The following is an 18,768-nucleotide window of genomic DNA, read 5'->3' as shown; positions in this document are numbered from 1 at the left end:
CCCACGGTATGAGCGACTAGCAGTAGGTCACCCAGGCGTATAACATAGTAGGTATATTCCTCGTGTAGCTGTTCGCCTGAGTGCATGCGATCTTGTAGGCGGTGGACGACGGGCGCAATCTCGGTCACGCACTCGATTAGATGCTCTTTCAGACTCATGGCTTAGGCTCCCACTTTGTTGAACAGTCCGTGTGAGCGGATCATTGCTCGTGCGCGTTGTGTGGCTACGCGTTGCTTTTCTTCGCCTTCCCATAGCTCGCTAATCCAAAGAAAGCCCTTACGCGTGAACTTCCATTCTTTGTCACCGAAGCTGTTCACGGTCGGGCGGAATAGGCCACGTGCATTGCTGTCGTATGGCTCTTTCGGTACATACTTCCCGGCCAGCTTGTATTGAAAGCCGCTCTTGACCAGGAATTCACGGAACGATGTTTCCGTGATCGTGGAGAACTTGCCCTTTAGCATCTTCACGACTTCGCGAAAGCCCATATCCTCGTCACGTTCGACAAACGTCTGGGTGAACTGTTTAGCGGGTTCCAGCGCCTTGATTGTGCGGTCCTGCTGGGTTAGTTCTTTCTCGTACTCGACCGCTTGCGCCTTGTATTGTTGAATGTAGCCCCTGCGACGGTCTGCGAGCGCCTGAGCCTCGTCAGCCTGTGCGATTGCCAGTGTCTTCGCGCGGTACTGTTCAGCCCAAGCCATTGCCGCTTCTGCGGGGTCTTCGAAGTTGGGCAATGGGGGAGATTTGGTTTTCAACCCTTCTTCAAGTTCAAGCCAGCGCTCCACGATGGCGGCTGTGAATTCGGGGCAAAGCTGCGCCACGACCGTATAAGTATCGTTGCGCCCTTTCTTGCCACTGAACACATACACTTGGGTGTCGCGTGGACGGCCCATAGCGTCTGTTCCGGCTTCATCCACCATTGGTGGTTGGACAATTGCGCCCCGTTCTGCCAAGCGTTCGATGGCTCGCTTGACGCTATCGTGTCGCACCTTGAGTATGTCCGCAATTTCGCGGCTGTTCATCGTGACCGTAGCGAGCGGATCAAAGTTCATGAGATTGGACATGGTAGTTACTCCGAGTAATAACGACGGGTTGTCGCCTGAGGGTGTCCAGCTTTTGGCCGGCATAGGTTTTCCCCCGTTTTGGGGGAAACCTCACGTTGTTAGGTGCGGCGTGACGGGCGCTTTCTAACGGGCGCTGCGTCGCAATGGGCTTTGACCGCTGGTAGCACGTCATACAGCGCGTGGCGGTATGCAGCGCACTTTTCGAAGACTGCGTTGTAGTGTTTGTGGTTACGGCGATCATTCGCCTTATCCACGTGATACGCGATGCTGTAGGCTAGCGACTCGTCATAGTGAATATCCTCTGTGGTGCCGTGGTCGCGAACCTGTTCGTATGCGCGGTGCTTGGCGTACTGTTCATAAAGCGCCTCACCGTTTTCGCGGATGAACTTGATACGCGACGGCCTACGGTCGGGAACGACTCCAGGAGGTGCGTACATTTCCGCGAGCACCATACGGGCGCGGCGTTGGATTTCGTCATAGCTGAATCCCGTAATTGCAGAGAGTTCGCCAATGCTGATTTGAACGTCGAATGAAAGGTTCATAGTTGAATTCTTGTGAGAGTGAGTTAGAGGAATTCGGAAATGCGCTCAATGCGGGCGCGTTCGATATCTGCCGCGTAACCTACACGCAGGTAATGGCGGGCAAGTTTCGACAGCGTAGTGTCCCGATCCTTTGCCATTGCCTTTAGCACTGCGTGCAAGTCGTCTGGTAGTTCAATAGCCACCCGCGTAAACGGGCGCTTGCGTTCGGTAGTCATTTGATTTCCTAGAAGGGTTGGGATTACTTCTGCACTTTATTTACTATCAAATTGAGCTTTTCTTGGTCGTTCGGTGGAACATCGGCCCCGAAACCCTCTTTTTCTTATAATGATTTTTCATATGCCTTAGCAGAAAATCTTGTATAGCGCCAAGCCATTGACTGGAAAAGAAAAAAGCCCCAGACCTTTCGGAATGGGGCTTTCGAGTGCGAAAAACTCAGAATCAGGAGTAAATGCGCCGCATCGGTCCTATAGATATCAGATTGATTCCGGACGGGTGCATTGTGGGCAATCGGACACTCGCTGCGCTCGCGCCCGTGGATCGCCCCAAGGGGCGAGACAAAAATTTCAGTTAGAAACAGGATGGAGCAGGGGCGGCGCTCAGTATGTATAAGTTAAAGACAAAAAAACAATCTAAAACCGTCTGTCTGCCAAGGTGGTGAGCGGAAAGGCAAAACATCCCCCATACCCAAGACCTTTAAGTCCTGAGCTTCGAGGGGCACCTTCCGCTTACCACCTTGAAGACTATATGTCTGCCAAGTATGGAGCCGCGTATAAGGGTTACAGTCGTCGCACAAGACTCTGTAACAAGGCAGACTATCAGGGCTTATATGCTTACCCCCACAATGCGCTCTACCTCACCAGCACATACCTATTAGCTACTGTCGATCTGAGGGCCAGACTAGTCTAATAGGCGTTACTCGCCACATCCCACGCTTGACCTCTATTGTTCCGGTAGGTCATTTTCACTAACACGCCCCGCCGGTTGTCCCTGCAACGTGTAGCTAGTCCGATTTAATTTCCGAACACCTTCTATTAACTGCGCGAAATCAGGTTTCGTGCAGCTACACCATCAAATTGCAAGTTTCGGCACCGCTTTTTGTTGCGGAAACGACAAAACACTGTTGCTAATTTGTATATAGTCTGAGAAAGATGGAAGACGCCATGGTGCTCACCGCGATCAACACGATTTACCACTGACATTTTTACAGACTTTATCACTGACCCCTGTGCTGTATATCAGACTAAATCCGAGTTCCGTATATCAGACTAAAATCCGGGTGCATAAAATCAGACTAAATAGTTGTTGCATTCTTCTTTTGTGTCGATATACTTCGTCCCGTCATCGCAATTACTAAGGGGAAAAAAATTACTGCCGTTAAACGACTCCAAATTAAGAACCGATTAATCCAACGCGTGAGGAACTCCGACCGTGAGGAAATCGAGGAAATCGAGCGTGCCTTTGCTGGCGACGCGGAGGCCGGGGTAGCCCTGGCATGTGGCATACATGACGAAGTGGCAGCGCTTGCGGTAGAACTGTTCCGCGCAAAGATGCCACGCACCGCGTACGGCCCTTTCCTAAATACTATATGGTCATTTGGACACCTAAATGTAATTAAAGCCGCAAAGTCCGAAAGGACACTAACCGCCATGTTCAGGTACGCTTCATACGGCTTGGAAAAGCTACCTGAAGGAGACACGATACGTATCTATCGCGGTACGTCTGGAGTGGACGAAAGGCGTGCAGCGTGTGGGTATAGCTGGACAACAGACAGGGGCGTAGCTGCATTCTTCGCTGTCGTCCGCTGTGGTAGCGGCAAGCCCATAGTAATCGCTGCTGACGTGCCACGCGAGAGCGTATTAATGTACGGCGGAGGAAGGGGTGACGGAGAAAGGGGTGAACATGAAGTGTTCATTAGAGGGGTGCCGTGGAAAATATCTGTAACCGGGACGCCCGAGGATTGGTGCGACTGGGTCAGAGAATACCGACCTGGCATAAGCGTTGATTTAGAGGAAATCCTTAAAAAACGCCTACCGGAGTACGCCTGAATAACAAGAACCCGGCCCGCAAGCTAGTCACTTGCGGGCGTTTTCATTTGGGGCGGGCGGAAATCTGCCCGACGCGCTCTATCTCCTTCCTCAGTCGGGAGCGAAGGCGCGCGAACGCGTGGCGCGCATCTTCCAGGTTGGCGCGGGGCTTGGTGACGTCCCAATACGCCTCCCAGCGAGTGCCGCCAACTCGGAGAAGGCATACCGCGCGCATTGAATCTCCAGGATCAAGCGCCGCACATCGGGGTCGTGCCGCCGTTCGCGGTACAGCCGCCGCAACTCGTCGTAGGTCGGCGTTTCGAAGGGCGGAAGCCCGTACATGAAGAGATCCGCCCGCTTGCGCCGCTCCCTGGCCCATTCCTCTTTGGTCCGCTCTTCCTCAGGCTCGGTGATCGTGGGCGCGTTGCTCCCCGTGCCGTCCGTCGCTGGGTCGGGTTCCTCGTCGTAGATGGAAAAGGCATCTGGCACGATTTTATGTGGAAGGGCTGTATGGATATAAGGGCTATCCAGCTAGCTCCACTTGAGCCATGATGGCGGCATGAGCGAAGCCCAGCATACGCCAGTTGCCGGCCAGGACTATCCACAAACGTGGAGCCAGTTCGAAGACTGGTTCTCCAGTGAATTGGATTGCCTGCGCTACCTCGAACGATTGCGCTGGCGTGAAGGCTTTGTTTGTCCGCGCTGCGGATGCCGCGATGCGCCGTATCGGGCCGATCGAGCCCGACTGGTCTGCCGAGCATGCCGGTTTCAATGCACCGTGACGTCGGGCACGATCTTCGACAAAACCCGTACCCCACTGAAGGTGTGGCTGGCTGCGGCGTGGTACATCACGAGTCAGAAGTCAGGCGCCAGCGCGCTAGGGTTGCAACGGGTCCTCGGGCTGGGCAGCTACCAGACGGCATGGACCATGTTGCACCGTTTCCGCCGGGCGATGGTTCGTCCCGGACGCGAGCAACTCAAGGGCGTGGTCGAGGTCGATCAAAGCTATCTGGCTATCCGAGAACGTCGGGAAAGCGCTCGTGGTGCCGCCCAGAGTAAGCGCACAACCAAGGCAGTGATCGTTATCGCCGTAGAGATCCTGGAGCCCAAAGGCTTCGGACGCATCCGCTTGCGACGGATTGATGAGGAAAGTGCCGCTAACGTTCTACCTTTTGTGAAGGAGGTCGTAGTGCCGGGCTCCGTGATTCGGACCGACGGTGCACCGATCTACTTCCCCTTGGGCGAGATCTATGGGCACGAGCGAACTATCGTGAGAACGGTCACGCCGGGTTCGCTTGCGCCGGCACATGTGGTGCTGCCAGGCGTACACCGGGTCGCCTCGCTGCTCAAGCGGTGGCTGCTCGGTACGCATCAAGGCGCAGTCAAGCCTGATCAGCTTGACCATTATCTGGACGAATTCGTGTTTCGCTTCAACCGTCGCACCTCGCGCTCGCGCGGGCTACTCTTCTATCGCTTGCTTGAGCAGGCGGTCGTGACGGCTCCAATCACATACGACGACGTGGTGGCTCGGAAATCACGCCGCAAAGGCCAGCAACTTCCACAATGCGAAAATGTGGAGCTAAGTGGATAGCCCTTATGGATATACAGTATAGCCAGGGCGGCGCACGGTGGGGGCAATAAAAAACCCCGCACGCGGCGGGGTTCATGTTGGGGGCTGTCAGACTGCTAGGAACTCCGTCCGGTCTTTGCCCGCGATCCACCGGGGCGGCTTGCCGCGCCCGCTCCACGTTTGCCCGGTCACGGGGTCGCGATACTTGGGGGGGATCGGGCCACGCGGGCCACCCGGACGCGGGCGCGTGAACTGGATTTCCGAATGCAAATCGTAGTCCTCGACCAATTGCCGGATCTGTTCGAGCGCATGCGCAACCTCACGTGCACGGACTTCCTCAATCTGTGCCGTGAGGGCGTCCCGTTGCGCCAACAATGCGCGGTAACCAGATGCGGGCGCTTCCTCAGGTTGCGCCGCCGTGGGCGTGTCGAAAAGCGCATCAGCCGGTTTTACTTTCGTTTTCGTGGTTGCCATCATTTTTCCCGTTGCGTGGAACTCAAAAACCTTGACTGTTAATTGTCGTTCATGCGGTTGCAGTGGTGAACATATCGGCAAACATCGCCTTGAATACTTCGTCCATATGCGCGCGAACCGGCGCGGCTTCTCTGCGACGGCGATACATTTTCGCGTACTCTGCCGCTTTCGTCATGTCCGATTCGGTTACCGCCAGATTCTGATAGTCCACGTCACCAGACAGCAAGTCCTCAAAGGACATTTTCCGGGAACCGAGCCACTCGTAAATGGGCGATTCATACAGGTACATGTCCGGGTTAATCGTGGCGCGCTTGTGCTTCTTGACGTACGAGAAAATCGCGGGCATTTCCTCGACGGGGTCGCCTTCCTCAATACGGTTAGGCAACAGTAAGATACGATCCGCGCTAACGCCCAGGCTGCTAATCGCATCTATCGTCTGGGCGCTTTCTTTCATCGCCTTACGATCAGGCGTTACCGGAACGATGTAACGATCAAACTCGCTTGCGCTGTCGTCAAACTTCGACATTGCCAATAAAAAAGATTCGATATTCGACGCGCCAATATCGACAATGGCGTGACGCGTGAGCGTGATCTTTTCCAGAAGGTCACCAAACTTTTTCCCCTGGATTTGCTCAACGCCGTTCGCGCCTAAATCTTCGGCAGATTCGTTTACGGTTTCAATCGAAGTGAAAGCCGTTCCTACGGGCATACGTGGGGCCAGGAAGTAATGCGACACCAGGGTTTTGCCAACACTGCCCGAATAGTTCAACACTGCGATTTTCATATCGTTCCTATGAGTCGTCTGTCTTTTCAAAGTCCGCAGCCGATTTCGCGCGCTGCGCCTTAAGGTCCTTCCTGTTACGAGCGACCTTTACAGGTGTTTCTTCCGCCTGTTGCGACGTAACAACGTCGGTATCAATCGGCGATTGCGACGTTACGCCGTCGTCCTGCGGTGCTGGATTTGCCTGCGTTGTCTCTTTGCGTTTCGCTCCCCGTGCACGCTTGAGCGTCGTTTTGAAGGCTTCGAGCGTGAGGGTAAGACCGTTCGAGGCGCACATTTCCGCGTGAATCGCCTTGATCGGCACTCGCCGTTCTATTGCCGCTTCTATTTCCTCCAGATGTTTACGCACGCGGTACGCGTTCGCCTTCTCACCAGATTCCAAATCGTTCAGGGCCATAACTCACAACCTCCACTAACGGGAATTTGACTCTAGCTGTCCCCAGCTTGATCCGTCAATGTCCCTCACGTGTCCTGAAGTCGTGCCTCATGTGTTCCCAGAACGTCCCCAAGTAATTCGCGCCGCTATTGTCCCCTGGTTGACCCTGATATGTACCCAGGGTGTACCCTGGATGTCCCCAAGTGGCCCCGCGATGTTAACTTTGTGTCCCGGATATGTCCCCAGGTTGTTCCGATACCAGGAGAACAAATGATTCGACGGGCAATAGAAGGGCTGTTCTGCGCGGAATGCGTGGGCGGGGTGGTGTGTGGGGCGTTGTTCGCAGCAGTGGTTTTCTACTCGCTGTGAACATTTTTTAGACTATTTGATCGGGGAATTGCTGTGACGAAGAAAAAGATTGTTTGGGAGCATCATCAAGTGATCGCGGTGGCGAAGCGTTCATACATCATCCGCAACCGTCCGTCGTGGGCGGGAACCGATGTAGAAGCCGTGCGCCAGGCGCAGAAGGAGGTTTTGCCCGCTGACCGGCGTAGGCCCATCCGATCAATGCAGGAGGTGCCAAGGGTCATCCACCTTTGGAAGGCACTCAGGGAGCAGGGCTACACAGAGGAAATGGACGCGGTCCAGCCGATCCAGCCGCCCGTGTCGCGTTCGGGGACCGGGGAGATATCGACAGCGGACCTTATGAGCGAGCTATTGGCGCGCCTTGGTGAGGTGCTGGACGAAGAAAGGCTAAGGCGTATGGTTCGCGAGGAAGCGAACCGAGTGTTGGAATCGCGCGTGCCCGCAACGATCCTGGAACCCCTTGAGGAAGATGCACTAAGCCGCGCGGGGTAGTGTCTGTACAATGACGGCTGTGTGACAAAGCGAAAGTACGTAAGTTGGTGCGTAAGGCGCTTTTTCTCAGACCATCAGACACTCTAAGTAGTTGAAAACGCTACGAAAACTAAATGTTTAACCTGGCCAAGCTTAAGCCCACCGAGGGCAAGTTCTTCGAAATCTTCGACGCGCACGCGAAGTGCATCGTATCCGCAAGCCGTGAGCTCGAGCTCCTGATCGACAATCTGGCTGACGCGGAAATCCACAAGCAGAACGTGCAGGCCGCCGAAAAGGCCGCCGACAAGCTGACGCACGAAGCCATCGACCTGCTGCACAAGACCTTTATCACGCCGCTGGATCGCGACGAGATCCACAAGCTGATCACGACGATGGACGATTGCCTCGACCTCATGGAGGACGTCGCCACGGCCATCTCGCTTTACGACGTGCAGTCGGTGACCTCGGAGGCCAGCCAGCTCGCGCACGTGGTCACGGCCACGTCCGAGCGTGTGCAGGCGGCCGTCGCGATGCTTTCCGACATGAAGCAGGCGCGCGAGATCCTGAAGGCGTGCGAGGACATCGACCGCCTCGAATCGGACGCGGACCGCCTGCTGCGCGGCGCCATCTCCAAGCTCTTCCGCGAGGAAGACAACGTCAAGACGCTGATCAAGCTGAAGGCGATTTACGAACTGCTCGAAGCGATCACGGACAAGTGCGAGGATGTCGCGAACATCATCGAAGGCATCGTGCTAGAGAACGCCTGAGCGGACCACGATGCATTCGATACAACTCGCCCTCTGGGTGGTCGTCGGGCTGGTGGCCATCTCCCTTGTCTTCGACTTCATGAACGGCTTTCACGACGCGGCGAATTCCATCGCCACCGTCGTGTCCACGGGCGTGCTCAAGCCGCAGCAGGCCGTGGCGTTCGCCGCGATGTTCAACGTGATCGCCTACTTCGTCTTCCACCTGAAGGTGGCGCAGACGGTGGGCAAGGGCACCATCGACCCCGATATCGTCGACCACTATGTGGTGTTCGGCGCGCTCATGGGCGCGATCGGCTGGAACGTGCTCACGTGGTACTACGGCATTCCGTCGAGCTCGTCGCACGCGCTGATCGGCGGTCTCGTGGGCGCGGCGCTCGCCAAGTCGGGCTGGCACTCGCTGAACTTCGACGGCCTCATGAAGACGGTTGCCTTCATCTTCATCTCGCCGCTGCTCGGCTTCGTCCTGGGCTCGTTCTTCATGCTCACGGTGTCGTGGCTCTACTTCCGCACGCCACCCAGCAAGGTGGACCGGCGCTTCCGGCGCCTGCAGCTGATCTCCGCGGGCCTCTATAGCCTCGGTCACGGCGGCAACGATGCGCAAAAGACCATCGGCATCATCTGGATGCTGCTGATCGCGACGGGCTACGCGTCGGCCACGGCCGACGCGCCGCCGATCTGGGTGATCGGCGGCTGTTATCTCTCGATGGGCATCGGTACGCTCTTCGGCGGCTGGCGGATCGTGCGCACCATGGGTCAGAAGATCACCAAGCTCAAGCCCGTGGGCGGCTTCTGCGCGGAGTCGGGCGGGGCGCTGACGCTCTTCACGGCTTCGGCGCTGGGCATTCCGGTGTCCACGACGCATACGATCACCGGCGCGATCGTGGGCGTGGGCGCGACGCAGAAGCTCAGCGCGGTGCGCTGGGGTGTCGCGGGCAACATCGTCTGGGCCTGGATTCTGACGATTCCGGCTTCGGCCATCCTTGCAGGGGCGGCCTGGTGGCTCGGTCACCGGTTCCTGTAAAGCAGGCCAGGTAAAAAAACGGCGCCTTCGGGCGCCGTTTTTTTTGGGGCAACGCCGGGTGTGGGCCGCTGGCGGCGGCTCAGATCACCGGCGTCGTGCAGCCATCCATTGGCACGATGGCGCCCGTCACATAGCTTGCGCGGCGGCTCGCCAGAAACAGGGCGACGTCGGCGATTTCGTCGGGCTTCGCGTAGCGCCCGAGCGGCACCCTGGCCTCGCTGCGCGCACGCGCGTCTTCAGCACTGATGCCTTCGCGTTCCGCCTCCAGCTGCAAGGCATCCTCCACGCGCTCGGTGAGTGTCGAACCCGGGTTGATCGCGTTGATGCGGATGCCGTAGCGCGCGTGATAGTGCGCAAGCCCTACCGTGGCGAGCATGAGCGCCGCATTCGCCGCGCCGCCCGCAATATGGATGTCACTGGCGTACTTCCCGCCCATGCCGATGATGTTGACGATCGTGCCCGGCTCCGTGGCGGCGCCTGCCTTGATGCGCTCCACCATGCGGCGCAGCACTTCCTGCTGCGGATAGATGTAAGGGAAGTACTTGGCTTCCATGGTCGCCTTGAACGCCTCGGCGTCGAGCAATTCCGGGTCGTAGCGGCGGGCGGCGCCCGCACTGTTGATGAGGATGTCGATGGCGCCGACGGCCGTGGTGACTTCCTCGACCACATCGGCGGCGCTATGCGGCTCGTGCAGGTCGGCGCGCGTGAGATGGATGTGGAACCCTTCGCTCGCCAGTTGCTCGCGCGCACGCGCCAGATTGGCGGGGTCGCGCGAGACGATCGCGACCTTCGCGCCTTCCTTCGCGAACGCACGGGCGCAGGCCAGACCGATTCCCTTGCTGCCGCCCGTGACCAGAACCACCTTGTTGCCGAGTCCGAGATCCATCGCTGCCTCGCTGCGCGAAAGTATGAAAAACAGTCCCAAAACGATAGCAGACAGAGCGGGCGCGCGAAACCGTATCCGCCTTTCGATTGGCGTTTCGCCCAGGGGCTGGCGGGCGCAGGGCGCCGTGGCGGCGCCTATGGAAGGCGCGGCCCGGACGGTGTGCTCAGTTCGAGCCGTTGGCGAAGCGGGCGATCGGATCGTCGCTGGATTGCGTCGGCGCGGGCGTGCTCCCGCCCGCGGTCGAGGCGCGCATGATCTGCACGGGTGCGCCTGAGGACGGCGCGGCAACGACAGGCGTCGATCCGGCCTGCGCGGCCTGCCGCTCCGCGGCGCGCACGCCGGGAGGCGGCGGCTCGAAGGCATCGGCGGCGGCATTGATGGCGTCGCGCGGCGCGTCCACAGGTGCAACTGCGGAAGCGGTTGGCGCAACGGGAGGTGTGACCGCACCGGCTTCGCGAGCCTGCACCTGCGCCGCGCTGAGCGCTGCGGGCGGCGGTTCGAAGGCGTCGGCTGGCGCCGCGGAAGTCGCGCCCGAAGTGGGCGCGGCGCCCGCATAGGCGGGCTGAGGCGTCGACGTCAGGCGGTTCTGGTCCGGTGTGGCCATGCGCGGGGCAGCCGGCACCGAAGCGGCAGGCAAGGCTGCCACTGAGGTGTTGGCCGATGCGGCCGAAGGCGTCACTGTTGCCGCGGCAGGAGCAACAGCAGGAGCCACTACGGGAGCCACAGCCGCAACAGCCGGCGCGCCCGGCGCAGGCGTGGAGGCTTCCCATGTCGGCGTATCGAACGGCGTGGTCGGTGCACGCTTGGGCGGCGCCATGCGGCGAATGCCGTCGAAATGCTTCGCCCAGTACGGATTGGTCAGATAGTCGAGCCGCACGGTGCCGCCTGTCGACGGCGCATTGACGAAGCGCAGCTTGCCCACATAGATGCCTACGTGAGAGTGCGGCCGGCCGGTCGTATTGAAGAACACAAGGTCGCCTGCCGCGATTTCATCGGGGTCGATGGTCTCGCCGCGCTGGCTCATGTCGAGGGTGGTGCGCGGCAGGTCCACCTGGGCGGCCCGCGCGAACACGTACTTCACCAGACCGCTGCAATCGAAGCCGCTATCGGGCGTATTACCGCCCCAACGGTATGGAATACCCACGAGGCCCATGGCCTGAATGGAGATTTCCTCGCGTCCGATGCTGTGATCGACGAAATTGGGGAAGCCCGACGGCCGCGTGCGCCACGCGTCGGCGCTAGAACCCGAGCCGCCGCTGCGCGAGGTCTTCTGCGGCGCGCTGGAACACGCCGCAAGAAAGATCACGATCAGTAATGGAAGCCAGAGTCGCCGCATGAAATGCAGAAGGCAAACGTCGTGCGTTCGCCATTGGGGAAAACCGGTAATGAGCGGATGGTAGCCCGCCGAACATGGCTTCGGCAAGAATTCTTCACAACTTACTTGAAGTTCGCGCGCGATCCGTTGCGGGCCTGGTACGTTGGAGAGCCGCGCGGAGCATGAAAAAAGGACCGTATCCGGTTGCCCGGATACGGTCCTTCGGGGTGCGGCCGGCGCTTCGAAAGCGCCGCAAACACGGGGCCGCGAGGCCTTAGAGAATGTCCGACGCGTAATCCGCGAGGCGCGAGCGCTCGCCGCGCGCGAGCGTCACGTGGCCGCTATGCGCCCAGCCCTTGAAGCGGTCCACCACGTAGGTGAGGCCGGAGCTGCCTTCGGTCAGGTACGGCGTGTCGATCTGCGCGATGTTGCCCAGACACACGATCTTGGTGCCGGGACCCGCGCGCGTGACGAGCGTCTTCATCTGCTTCGGCGTGAGGTTCTGCGCCTCGTCGATGATCAGATACTTGTCCACGAACGTGCGGCCGCGCATGAAGTTCATGCTCTTGACCTTCAGGCGCGAGCGGATCAGCTCCTGGGTCGCGGCGCGGCCCCATTCGCCGGCGGCGTCGTCGGTCTTCTGGAGCACCTCGAGGTTGTCGTCGAAGGCGCCCATCCACGGCTGCATCTTTTCCTCTTCGGTGCCGGGCAGGAAGCCGATGTCTTCGCCCACCGGCACCGTCGCGCGCGTCACGATGATCTCGTTGTAGCGTTTGTCGTCGAGCACCTGGGCGAGGCCCGCGGCGAGCGCCACGAGCGTCTTGCCCGTGCCGGCCTGGCCGAGCAGCGTGACGAAGTCGATCTCGGGATTCATGAGCAGGTTCAGCGCGAAGTTCTGCTCTCGGTTGCGCGCCGTGATGCCCCACACGTTGTTCTTGTGGTGGCCGTAGTCGCGCAGCGTCTGCAGCAGCGCCGTCTTGCCGTTGAGCTCGCGCACGATCGCGTGGAAGGTCGGCTCGCCGTTCTGCGGCTCCAGATAGACGAATTCGTTGACGAGCATCGACGCGCACTCCGGACCCGTAACGCGGTAATACGTCGTGCCGGTCTTGGTGTCCTGCCAGGACTCCATGCCCTTGGCGTGCCTGGTCCAGAAGTCCTGCGACAGCGCGCGGATGCCCGAGTAGAGCAGGTCCTTGTCTTCGAGGACCTGGTCGTTGAAGTAGTCTTCCGCGGGCAGGCCGAGCGCGTGCGCCTTGATGCGCATGTTGATGTCTTTCGACACCAGCACGACGAGGCTGTCCGGCCGGTCGCGCTGCAACGCGCGCACGACGCCGAGGATCTGGTTGTCGGCCTTGCCTTCGGGCAGCCCGTCGACCGGATCGATATGCGTGAGCGTGGTCTGGAAGTACAGCCGGCCGAGCGCCTCGCGGCTGCCGAGGCGGTCGAGCGAGATACCTTCCGAGATCGGCCCGGCGTTCGCCACGAGCCGATCGAGCGTGCGGCTCACCTGGCGAGCATTGCGCGCCACTTCCGACATGCCCTTCTTGTGGTTGTCGAGCTCTTCCAGCGTCATCATCGGCAGGAAGACGTCGTGTTCCTCGAAGCGGAACAGGCAGGTCGGATCGTGCATCAGCACGTTCGTATCGAGCACGAAGAGCTTCTGGACCTCGATGGTTTCCTCGGGGTGCACGCGTTTCTTCGTGCCGGCACGCGGGGCGGGTGCGGCTGTGCCGCCCGCCGTTTTGGCCGTAGGCGACTTGTCGCCGCGCGCAACCGGTGCCGAGGGCGCGCCAGGCACTTCGGTCTGCGGTTCGGCATGCGCCTGCACCGGCTGCAGCAGTGCAGCGGTTTGCTGCTTGCGTTTTCGCGCCGGAGCCGGCGCGACGGGTTCGAGCGCGGCCAGTTCGGCGCTGGCGGTGTACATGGGTACGGTGCGCAGCGTGGTCGACGCGTTGGCGGCGGGCGTCATCGGATCGGCGACGCTCTCCGCGCCATATTCGGCGACATCGGCGGCGTCGTTCTCGCTCGCCGCTTTGCGCGTGCTGCGCGTCGTGCGCGCACGGGCCTTGTATTCATCGGGCGGCAGCAGGTTGCCGAGCTTGCTGGGGGGAGTAGGCAAAGGCATGGTGTCCCTCGAAAAATTCGGGTCGAGTGGTCGCGGTGTTAACCGTACGGTGCGCTTTCGGGCGGGGCGTGCGGGTGCCGGGTAGGCGCCCGCCGTGACCGCGCTGGGTGCGCGCTCAGGTCTGAAAATGCCGGTTCGCCTGTTTTTCGATCTGCTCCTTGACGTTGACGCGCACCGGGTCGCTAATCCGGCGCGACGTGGAGGGAGTAACTACAAACGAAAAAACCAACAAAAAAGCCGCCGCCCCGGGTGACGAGGCAAGCGGCTTGACTGCTTTAATGGCGCGTTGCCCCGGATGCGCTGGACCGGCCATCTTGTGACCGTTGTCGAGACCGCGCGGGTGTGGCAAATGCGACAAAAAAAGGGGTGGACAGGCACTCATTGCAGCCCAATATAACGCGCCTCACAGCGCTTGTACAGCCTCCAGGACCTCCTCGACATGGCCCGGCACCTTGAGCCCGCGCCACTCCTGGCGCAGTACGCCGTCGGCGTCGATGAGGAACGTGGAGCGCTCGATTCCCCGTACTTCTTTGCCATACATTTTCTTCATTTTGATGACGTTGAAGAGCGAGCAGAGCGCTTCGTCGCCATCCGATACCAGCGTAAACGGCAATTCGAGCTTGGTCTTGAAGTTCTCATGCGAGCGCACGCTGTCGCGCGAGACGCCCACGATCGTGGCGCCCGCCTTCTTGAACTTCGCAAAGAGGTCGCGAAACTCCATGCCTTCGCGCGTGCAGCCAGGCGTGTTGTCTTTCGGGTAGAAGTACAGCACGACCTTCTTGCCCTTGAGGCTCGAGAGCGTGAAGTCGCCGCCGGTGGCGGGCGCGGTGAAATCGGGAACGGGTTGGTCGACTGCGATGGTCACGTCAGGCACGTGGCTCTCCTGTTGTTATGGGCTGCACGGCGGCGATGATCAGGACTGGCGGCGCAGCGTGGTCTCGTGCGCGCGGCGCTCTCGCATGGCCTTGCAGCGGAATTCAGTCGGGCTGGACGATCAGCTCGCCCGAACGGCCAGCGATCTCGCCCCAGGTGACAGGGTACGATGGCAGCGAATCCGGGTCCAGCGTCGCATGGTAGTCGCCCATCGTGGCAAACGTATGGCCCTGCGCGCGCCAGCCCGCGAGCAGTTGCTCGAAGACCGGTGCGAGCTTCTGGCCTTCGAGCTCGGCGTGCAGCGTGAACACCTGATCGTGCGGATTGTGCTCAGTGCGCTTGAGCAGCCACGCGGCAACGTTACCGATGTCCACGCCATCCACGCCCAGCACTTCGTCGAGCGTGGGCAGCGTGGTGGGCATCTGCACGTGGTTCAGCGTGCGCCCGGCCACCACCGGACGATAGGGCGAATGCCCACGTCCGTCCGAAGCGTACTTCATGCCCCACGCGTCGATCTGCTCGAACGCGGCGTCGTTCATCTGCCAGCCCGCGGCGCCGTGCGTGACGGGCGGCGCGCCGAAGATCTGCGCGAAGCGCTCGTGGCTCTTCCTCATCTCGCGCGCGGTCCAGTCGGGCTCGCGGCTGCGCACGTTGTCCTGCCAGTAGACGTGATCCCACGTGTGAATGCCGCATTCGAAGCCGGCTTCGTGGATCGCGCGCATTTCGGCCGCCGCGCGCACGCCAATGTCGGGGCCGGGCAGCAGCACGCCGTACATCAGCTGCTTCACGCCGTAGTGCTCCACCACGGACGTGCGCGAGACCTTCTTGAGAAAGCCCGGACGGAACACGCGGCGCAGCGCCCAGCCCGTATGGTCCGGGCCGAGGCTGAAGAGGAAGGTCGCGCGCGCCTTGTAGCGGTCGAAGATGCGCGCGAGATTCGGCACGCCTTCACGCGTGCCGCGCAGCGTGTCGACGTCGATTTTCAGGACGATGCGGGCCAAGTGGCGAGGTCCTTCGCGCTTATTGCTGCTCGACGAGGGCGCGCGCATCGGCCACATGGCCGCGGTACGCTTCGAAGATCTTGCGTAGCGCTTCGTCGAAGGTCGACTTCGGCGCCCAGTTGAGTTCCTGCATCGTGTTTTCGATCTTCGGCACACGGTTCTGCACGTCCTGATAGCCCGCACCGTAGTACGCGCCCGACGATGTCTCGACGAGCTGAACCTTCTTGGCCGTTTCGGCGTACTCGGGGAACTCGGCCGCGAGCGCCAGCATCTTGTGCGCGAGCTCGCGCACCGAGAAGTTGTTGGTCGGGTTGCCGATGTTGTAGATCTTGCCCGTGGCGACGCCGTCCTTGTTCTCGATGATCTTCATCAGCGCTTCGATGCCGTCGTCGATGTCGGTGAACGCGCGCTTTTGCGCGCCGCCATCGACGAGGCTGATGTTCTCGCCGCGCACGATGTGGCCGAGGAACTGCGTCACGACGCGCGACGAACCTTCCTTCGGCGTGTAGATCGAGTCGAGGCCCGGGCCGATCCAGTTGAACGGACGGAACAGCGTGAAGTTCAGGCCTTCCATGCCGTAGCCCCAGATCACGCGGTCCATGAGCTGCTTGGAGCACGCATAGATCCAGCGCGGCTTGTTGATCGGGCCGTAGGTGAGGGCGGATGCGTCCGGGTCGAACTGCTCGTCCGAGCACATGCCGTAGACCTCGGAGGTCGACGGGAAAACAAGGTGCTTGCGGTACTTCACGGCCGAACGCACGATGGGCAGGTTCGCCTCGAAGTCGAGCTCGAACACGCGCAGCGGCTGCTGCACGTAGGTCGCGGGCGTGGCGATCGCCACCAGCGGCAGGATCACGTCGCACTTCTTGACGTGGTATTCCACCCACTCCTTGTTGATCGTGATGTCGCCTTCGAAGAAGTGCATCCGCTCATGCTTGACGAGGTCGCCGAGGCGGTCCGTCTGCATGTCCATCCCGAACACTTCCCAGTTCGTGGTTTCGAGGATGCGCTTGGAGAGGTGATGGCCAATAAAGCCATTGACACCCAGGATCAGAACTTTTTTGGCGTAGCCTTCGGTTTTCATGGACGGGGGACAGATGAAATGAATTCGGAGAACGCGGCGGGGGTGATGACGGTCTCTTGACCGCTATGCGCATGCCGCAGCTCGTGGATCGCGATGGCGCGGCCGTCGCCGCAGACGGCGAAAAGCGCATTATCGCTTACGTGGAGTCCGGGGGGCAATCCGGCCAGTTTCGACAGATCCGTGCCGGGGCGCGCCAGGCGCGCGCGGGCGACCACGAAACGCTCGCTGCCGATGTCGGTGAACGCGCCGGGATAGGGCGGCGCGACCGCGCGGATCAGGTTGTAGACGTCCTGGGCGCTTTGGGTGAAATCGAGGCGGCCGTCCTCGGGCTTGCGCCCGCCGTAGTAGCTGCCGTGCGCGAGATCGTTCGGCAGATGCGGCGCCTCGCCCGCGATCAGCGCGGGCAGCACGCGCCAGAGCGTCTGCTCGGCAGCCACCGTCACCTTGTCGAAGACCATCGCGGCCGTGTCGTCGGGCAGGATCGGCACCGGCGTCTGCGCGATGATTGCGCCCGCATCGGGCTTGGCGGCCATCTCGTGCAGCGTCGCGCCGGTCTCGGTCTCGCCCTTGAGCACGGCCCAGTTCGTGGGCACGCGGCCGCGGTACTTCGGCAAGAGCGACCCATGCACGTTGTACGCGCCGCGGGCCGCGATCGCGAGCAGGTCCACCGGCAGCATATGGCGGTAGTAGAACGAGAAGATGAAGTCGGGCCGTGCGGCGGAAACGGCCGCGCGTAGTTCGGCGCTCTTCGGATCGGCGGGCGTGATGACGTCGATGCCGTGCTCCTCGGCCACCGACTTCACGCTGCCGAACCAGATGTTCTCGGTCGGGCTGTCCTCGTGCGTGACGACGAGCGCCACGTCCACGCCGCGCGCGAGCAGCACTTGCAGGCAGCGCACCCCCACATTGTGATACGCGAAGACGACGGCACGCGGCTTCATGACTGGGCTCCTCGCTGTGTTCCCTGGCTGCTCTGATTCGCGGCGCCCGAGACATTGAGCGACGCCTGCACGCCTTGCACGACGTCCTGGCGCGGCACGCCGACCACTTCGCGGCCGTTGCGCTCCTCGAGGATCGTCTGCACGAGATAGCGCGGACGCGCGCGCACCTGCTGATAGATGCGGCCGATGTATTCGCCGAGCAGGCCGAGCGCGAAGATGATCACGCCGAGCAGGAAGAACGTGATGGCGAAGAGCGTGAACACGCCTTGCACTTCTGCGCCGATGATGAAGCGGCGAATCAGGAGCAGGACGAACAGTCCCGCGGAGCCGAGCGAGAGAATCACGCCGATGAATGAGAGCCACTGCAGCGGCACGACCGAGAAACCGGTCACGAGGTCGAAGTTCAGGCGGATCAGGCTATAGAGCGAGTACTTCGATTCGCCCGCGAAGCGCTCCTCGTGCGCGACGTCGACCTCGACCGGGTTCTGCGCGAACGTGTAGGCGAGCGCCGGAATGAAGGTGTTGATCTCGCCGCAGCGGTTGATCGTGTCGATGATGTGGCGGCTATAGGCGCGCAGCATGCAGCCCTGGTCCGTCATCTTGATGCGCGTGATGCGCTCGCGCAGACGGTTCATCGCGTGCGAGGCCTTGCGGCGCCACAGGCTGTCCTGCCGCTGCATGCGGATGGTGCCCACGTAGTCGTAGCCTTCGCGCATCTTCGCGACGAGCTTGCCGATTTCCTCGGGCGGGTTCTGCAGGTCGGCGTCCAGCGTGATGACGATCTCGCCGCGCGCCTGCTCGAAGCCCGCGAGGATCGCCATGTGCTGGCCGTAGTTGCCGTTGAGCAGGATCGCGCGCGTGGTGTCGGGGCGCGCGCGGAACTGCTCGGCGAGCATCGCGGCCGAGCGGTCGCGGCTGCCGTCGTTGATGAAGATGATTTCGTACGAGGTGCCGAGCTTGTCGAGCGCCGGGTACAGGCGCGCGAACAGCGCGGCCAGTCCCGCTTCCTCGTTGTAGACCGGAATGATGACCGAGACTTCCGGCGTTTCCGGGGTCAAGGTGCGTTGTTCCGCTTGGGTCATGAGTGCGT

The 18,768-nt window shown here is 60.9% G+C and carries 21 protein-coding genes; 5 read left to right on the top strand and 16 right to left on the bottom strand.

The window, feature by feature from the left end; genetic code table 11:
- Positions 1-161: 161 nt before the first annotated feature.
- The 3 genes from BO1_RS60755 to BO1_RS20825 all read right to left on the bottom strand — a co-directional run bounded on the left by BO1_RS60755 (position 162) and on the right by BO1_RS20825 (position 1,818).
- A complete protein-coding gene (locus tag BO1_RS60755) occupies positions 162-1,061 on the bottom strand; it encodes a phage antirepressor KilAC domain-containing protein (RefSeq protein WP_052409532.1) in 900 nt (299 codons plus the stop codon).
- Positions 1,062-1,159: 98 nt separating this feature from the next.
- Positions 1,160-1,603, bottom strand: a complete 444-nt coding sequence (locus tag BO1_RS20830) for a hypothetical protein (protein WP_028219217.1) — start codon at positions 1,601-1,603, stop codon at positions 1,160-1,162.
- 23 nt (positions 1,604-1,626) lie between these two features.
- Positions 1,627-1,818: a hypothetical protein gene (locus BO1_RS20825; protein WP_028219216.1), complete on the bottom strand. Its 192-nt coding sequence runs from the start codon at positions 1,816-1,818 to the stop codon at positions 1,627-1,629.
- Positions 1,819-3,015: 1,197 nt separating this feature from the next.
- Here BO1_RS20825 and BO1_RS59325 point away from each other — a divergent pair.
- On the top strand, positions 3,016-3,648 hold the full coding sequence (locus BO1_RS59325; RefSeq protein WP_156992340.1) for a hypothetical protein: 633 nt from the start codon (positions 3,016-3,018) through the stop codon (positions 3,646-3,648).
- 90 nt (positions 3,649-3,738) lie between these two features.
- Here BO1_RS59325 and BO1_RS20815 read toward each other — a convergent pair whose 3' ends face one another.
- Positions 3,739-4,116 carry a hypothetical protein gene (locus BO1_RS20815; protein ID WP_028219215.1) on the bottom strand — a complete coding sequence of 126 codons (378 nt, stop codon included), beginning with the start codon at positions 4,114-4,116 and terminating at the stop codon, positions 3,739-3,741.
- Between the two features lie 70 nt (positions 4,117-4,186).
- Between BO1_RS20815 and BO1_RS51980 the strand changes: the two genes are divergently transcribed.
- Positions 4,187-5,218 carry an IS1595 family transposase gene (locus BO1_RS51980; RefSeq protein ID WP_043285638.1) on the top strand — a complete coding sequence of 344 codons (1,032 nt, stop codon included), beginning with the start codon at positions 4,187-4,189 and terminating at the stop codon, positions 5,216-5,218.
- Positions 5,219-5,305: 87 nt separating this feature from the next.
- Here BO1_RS51980 and BO1_RS20805 read toward each other — a convergent pair whose 3' ends face one another.
- From BO1_RS20805 to BO1_RS20795, 3 genes are all read right to left on the bottom strand, one after another.
- The gene (locus BO1_RS20805) at positions 5,306-5,569 is read right to left on the bottom strand and encodes an H-NS histone family protein (RefSeq protein ID WP_028219214.1); all 264 of its coding nucleotides are present in this window, start codon (positions 5,567-5,569) and stop codon (positions 5,306-5,308) included.
- Positions 5,570-5,720: 151 nt separating this feature from the next.
- On the bottom strand, positions 5,721-6,455 hold the full coding sequence (stbB, locus tag BO1_RS20800) for a StbB family protein (RefSeq protein ID WP_028219213.1): 735 nt from the start codon (positions 6,453-6,455) through the stop codon (positions 5,721-5,723).
- Between the two features lie 7 nt (positions 6,456-6,462).
- Positions 6,463-6,849, bottom strand: a complete 387-nt coding sequence (locus tag BO1_RS20795; protein ID WP_028219212.1) for a hypothetical protein — start codon at positions 6,847-6,849, stop codon at positions 6,463-6,465.
- A 381-nt stretch (positions 6,850-7,230) separates the two neighbouring features.
- Between BO1_RS20795 and BO1_RS20790 the strand changes: the two genes are divergently transcribed.
- The 3 genes from BO1_RS20790 to BO1_RS20780 all read left to right on the top strand — a co-directional run bounded on the left by BO1_RS20790 (position 7,231) and on the right by BO1_RS20780 (position 9,453).
- Positions 7,231-7,686, top strand: coding sequence for a hypothetical protein (locus BO1_RS20790; protein ID WP_028219211.1), 456 nt, complete (start codon positions 7,231-7,233; stop codon positions 7,684-7,686).
- A 113-nt stretch (positions 7,687-7,799) separates the two neighbouring features.
- Entirely contained in the window at positions 7,800-8,432 is a 633-nt protein-coding gene (locus BO1_RS20785) for a DUF47 domain-containing protein (protein ID WP_028219210.1), read from the top strand.
- Positions 8,433-8,442: 10 nt separating this feature from the next.
- Positions 8,443-9,453: an inorganic phosphate transporter gene (locus BO1_RS20780; protein WP_028219209.1), complete on the top strand. Its 1,011-nt coding sequence runs from the start codon at positions 8,443-8,445 to the stop codon at positions 9,451-9,453.
- A 79-nt stretch (positions 9,454-9,532) separates the two neighbouring features.
- Here the strand turns inward: BO1_RS20780 and BO1_RS20775 are convergent, their stop codons facing one another.
- From BO1_RS20775 to BO1_RS20740, 9 genes are all read right to left on the bottom strand, one after another.
- Positions 9,533-10,339, bottom strand: coding sequence for an SDR family oxidoreductase (locus BO1_RS20775; protein ID WP_028219208.1), 807 nt, complete (start codon positions 10,337-10,339; stop codon positions 9,533-9,535).
- A gap of 163 nt (positions 10,340-10,502) precedes the next feature.
- Complete coding sequence (locus BO1_RS20770; RefSeq protein WP_028219207.1) at positions 10,503-11,675, bottom strand: NlpC/P60 family protein; 1,173 nt, start codon at positions 11,673-11,675, stop codon at positions 10,503-10,505.
- Positions 11,676-11,928: 253 nt separating this feature from the next.
- Positions 11,929-13,779 carry a PhoH family protein gene (locus BO1_RS20765; protein ID WP_028219206.1) on the bottom strand — a complete coding sequence of 617 codons (1,851 nt, stop codon included), beginning with the start codon at positions 13,777-13,779 and terminating at the stop codon, positions 11,929-11,931.
- A gap of 115 nt (positions 13,780-13,894) precedes the next feature.
- On the bottom strand, positions 13,895-14,092 hold the full coding sequence (locus BO1_RS59320) for a hypothetical protein (protein ID WP_134748438.1): 198 nt from the start codon (positions 14,090-14,092) through the stop codon (positions 13,895-13,897).
- A gap of 90 nt (positions 14,093-14,182) precedes the next feature.
- Positions 14,183-14,644 carry a peroxiredoxin gene (locus BO1_RS20760; protein WP_028219205.1) on the bottom strand — a complete coding sequence of 154 codons (462 nt, stop codon included), beginning with the start codon at positions 14,642-14,644 and terminating at the stop codon, positions 14,183-14,185.
- Between the two features lie 112 nt (positions 14,645-14,756).
- Entirely contained in the window at positions 14,757-15,653 is an 897-nt protein-coding gene (locus BO1_RS20755) for a polysaccharide deacetylase family protein (protein ID WP_028219204.1), read from the bottom strand.
- A 19-nt stretch (positions 15,654-15,672) separates the two neighbouring features.
- Positions 15,673-16,737 (bottom strand): bifunctional UDP-4-keto-pentose/UDP-xylose synthase, encoded by a 1,065-nt coding sequence (locus BO1_RS20750; RefSeq protein WP_028219203.1) that lies wholly within the window; start codon positions 16,735-16,737, stop codon positions 15,673-15,675.
- Positions 16,734-17,678, bottom strand: a complete 945-nt coding sequence (locus BO1_RS20745; protein ID WP_028219202.1) for a formyltransferase — start codon at positions 17,676-17,678, stop codon at positions 16,734-16,736. Before BO1_RS20745 ends, BO1_RS20750 begins: the two co-directional genes overlap by 4 nt.
- On the bottom strand, positions 17,675-18,760 hold the full coding sequence (locus BO1_RS20740) for a glycosyltransferase (protein ID WP_028219201.1): 1,086 nt from the start codon (positions 18,758-18,760) through the stop codon (positions 17,675-17,677). Before BO1_RS20740 ends, BO1_RS20745 begins: the two co-directional genes overlap by 4 nt.
- Between the last annotated feature and the right edge of the window lie 8 nt (positions 18,761-18,768).

It is taken from the genome of Paraburkholderia oxyphila NBRC 105797 (genome assembly GCF_000685075.1).
Taxonomy (GTDB): domain Bacteria; phylum Pseudomonadota; class Gammaproteobacteria; order Burkholderiales; family Burkholderiaceae; genus Paraburkholderia; species Paraburkholderia oxyphila.
The sequence above is the reverse complement of the archived record's forward strand: the minus strand, read 5'-3'. Positions and strand labels throughout refer to the sequence as shown.

Bases quoted from the DNA above. Each gene is read 5' to 3' on its own strand.
- BO1_RS20765 (WP_028219206.1), bottom strand. From the start codon at position 13,779: ATGCCTTTGCCTACTCCCCCCAGCAAGCTCGGCAACCTGCTGCCGCCC.
- BO1_RS20750 (WP_028219203.1), bottom strand. From the start codon at position 16,737: ATGAAAACCGAAGGCTACGCCAAAAAAGTTCTGATCCTGGGTGTCAAT.
- BO1_RS20770 (WP_028219207.1), bottom strand. From the start codon at position 11,675: ATGCGGCGACTCTGGCTTCCATTACTGATCGTGATCTTTCTTGCGGCG.
- BO1_RS51980 (WP_043285638.1), top strand. From the start codon at position 4,187: ATGAGCGAAGCCCAGCATACGCCAGTTGCCGGCCAGGACTATCCACAA.
- BO1_RS20745 (WP_028219202.1), bottom strand. From the start codon at position 17,678: ATGAAGCCGCGTGCCGTCGTCTTCGCGTATCACAATGTGGGGGTGCGC.
- BO1_RS59320 (WP_134748438.1), bottom strand. From the start codon at position 14,092: ATGGCCGGTCCAGCGCATCCGGGGCAACGCGCCATTAAAGCAGTCAAG.
- stbB (WP_028219213.1), bottom strand. From the start codon at position 6,455: ATGAAAATCGCAGTGTTGAACTATTCGGGCAGTGTTGGCAAAACCCTG.
- BO1_RS20780 (WP_028219209.1), top strand. From the start codon at position 8,443: ATGCATTCGATACAACTCGCCCTCTGGGTGGTCGTCGGGCTGGTGGCC.
- BO1_RS60755 (WP_052409532.1), bottom strand. From the start codon at position 1,061: ATGTCCAATCTCATGAACTTTGATCCGCTCGCTACGGTCACGATGAAC.
- BO1_RS20830 (WP_028219217.1), bottom strand. From the start codon at position 1,603: ATGAACCTTTCATTCGACGTTCAAATCAGCATTGGCGAACTCTCTGCA.
- BO1_RS20825 (WP_028219216.1), bottom strand. From the start codon at position 1,818: ATGACTACCGAACGCAAGCGCCCGTTTACGCGGGTGGCTATTGAACTA.
- BO1_RS20740 (WP_028219201.1), bottom strand. From the start codon at position 18,760: ATGACCCAAGCGGAACAACGCACCTTGACCCCGGAAACGCCGGAAGTC.
- BO1_RS20785 (WP_028219210.1), top strand. From the start codon at position 7,800: ATGTTTAACCTGGCCAAGCTTAAGCCCACCGAGGGCAAGTTCTTCGAA.
- BO1_RS20795 (WP_028219212.1), bottom strand. From the start codon at position 6,849: ATGGCCCTGAACGATTTGGAATCTGGTGAGAAGGCGAACGCGTACCGC.
- BO1_RS20775 (WP_028219208.1), bottom strand. From the start codon at position 10,339: ATGGATCTCGGACTCGGCAACAAGGTGGTTCTGGTCACGGGCGGCAGC.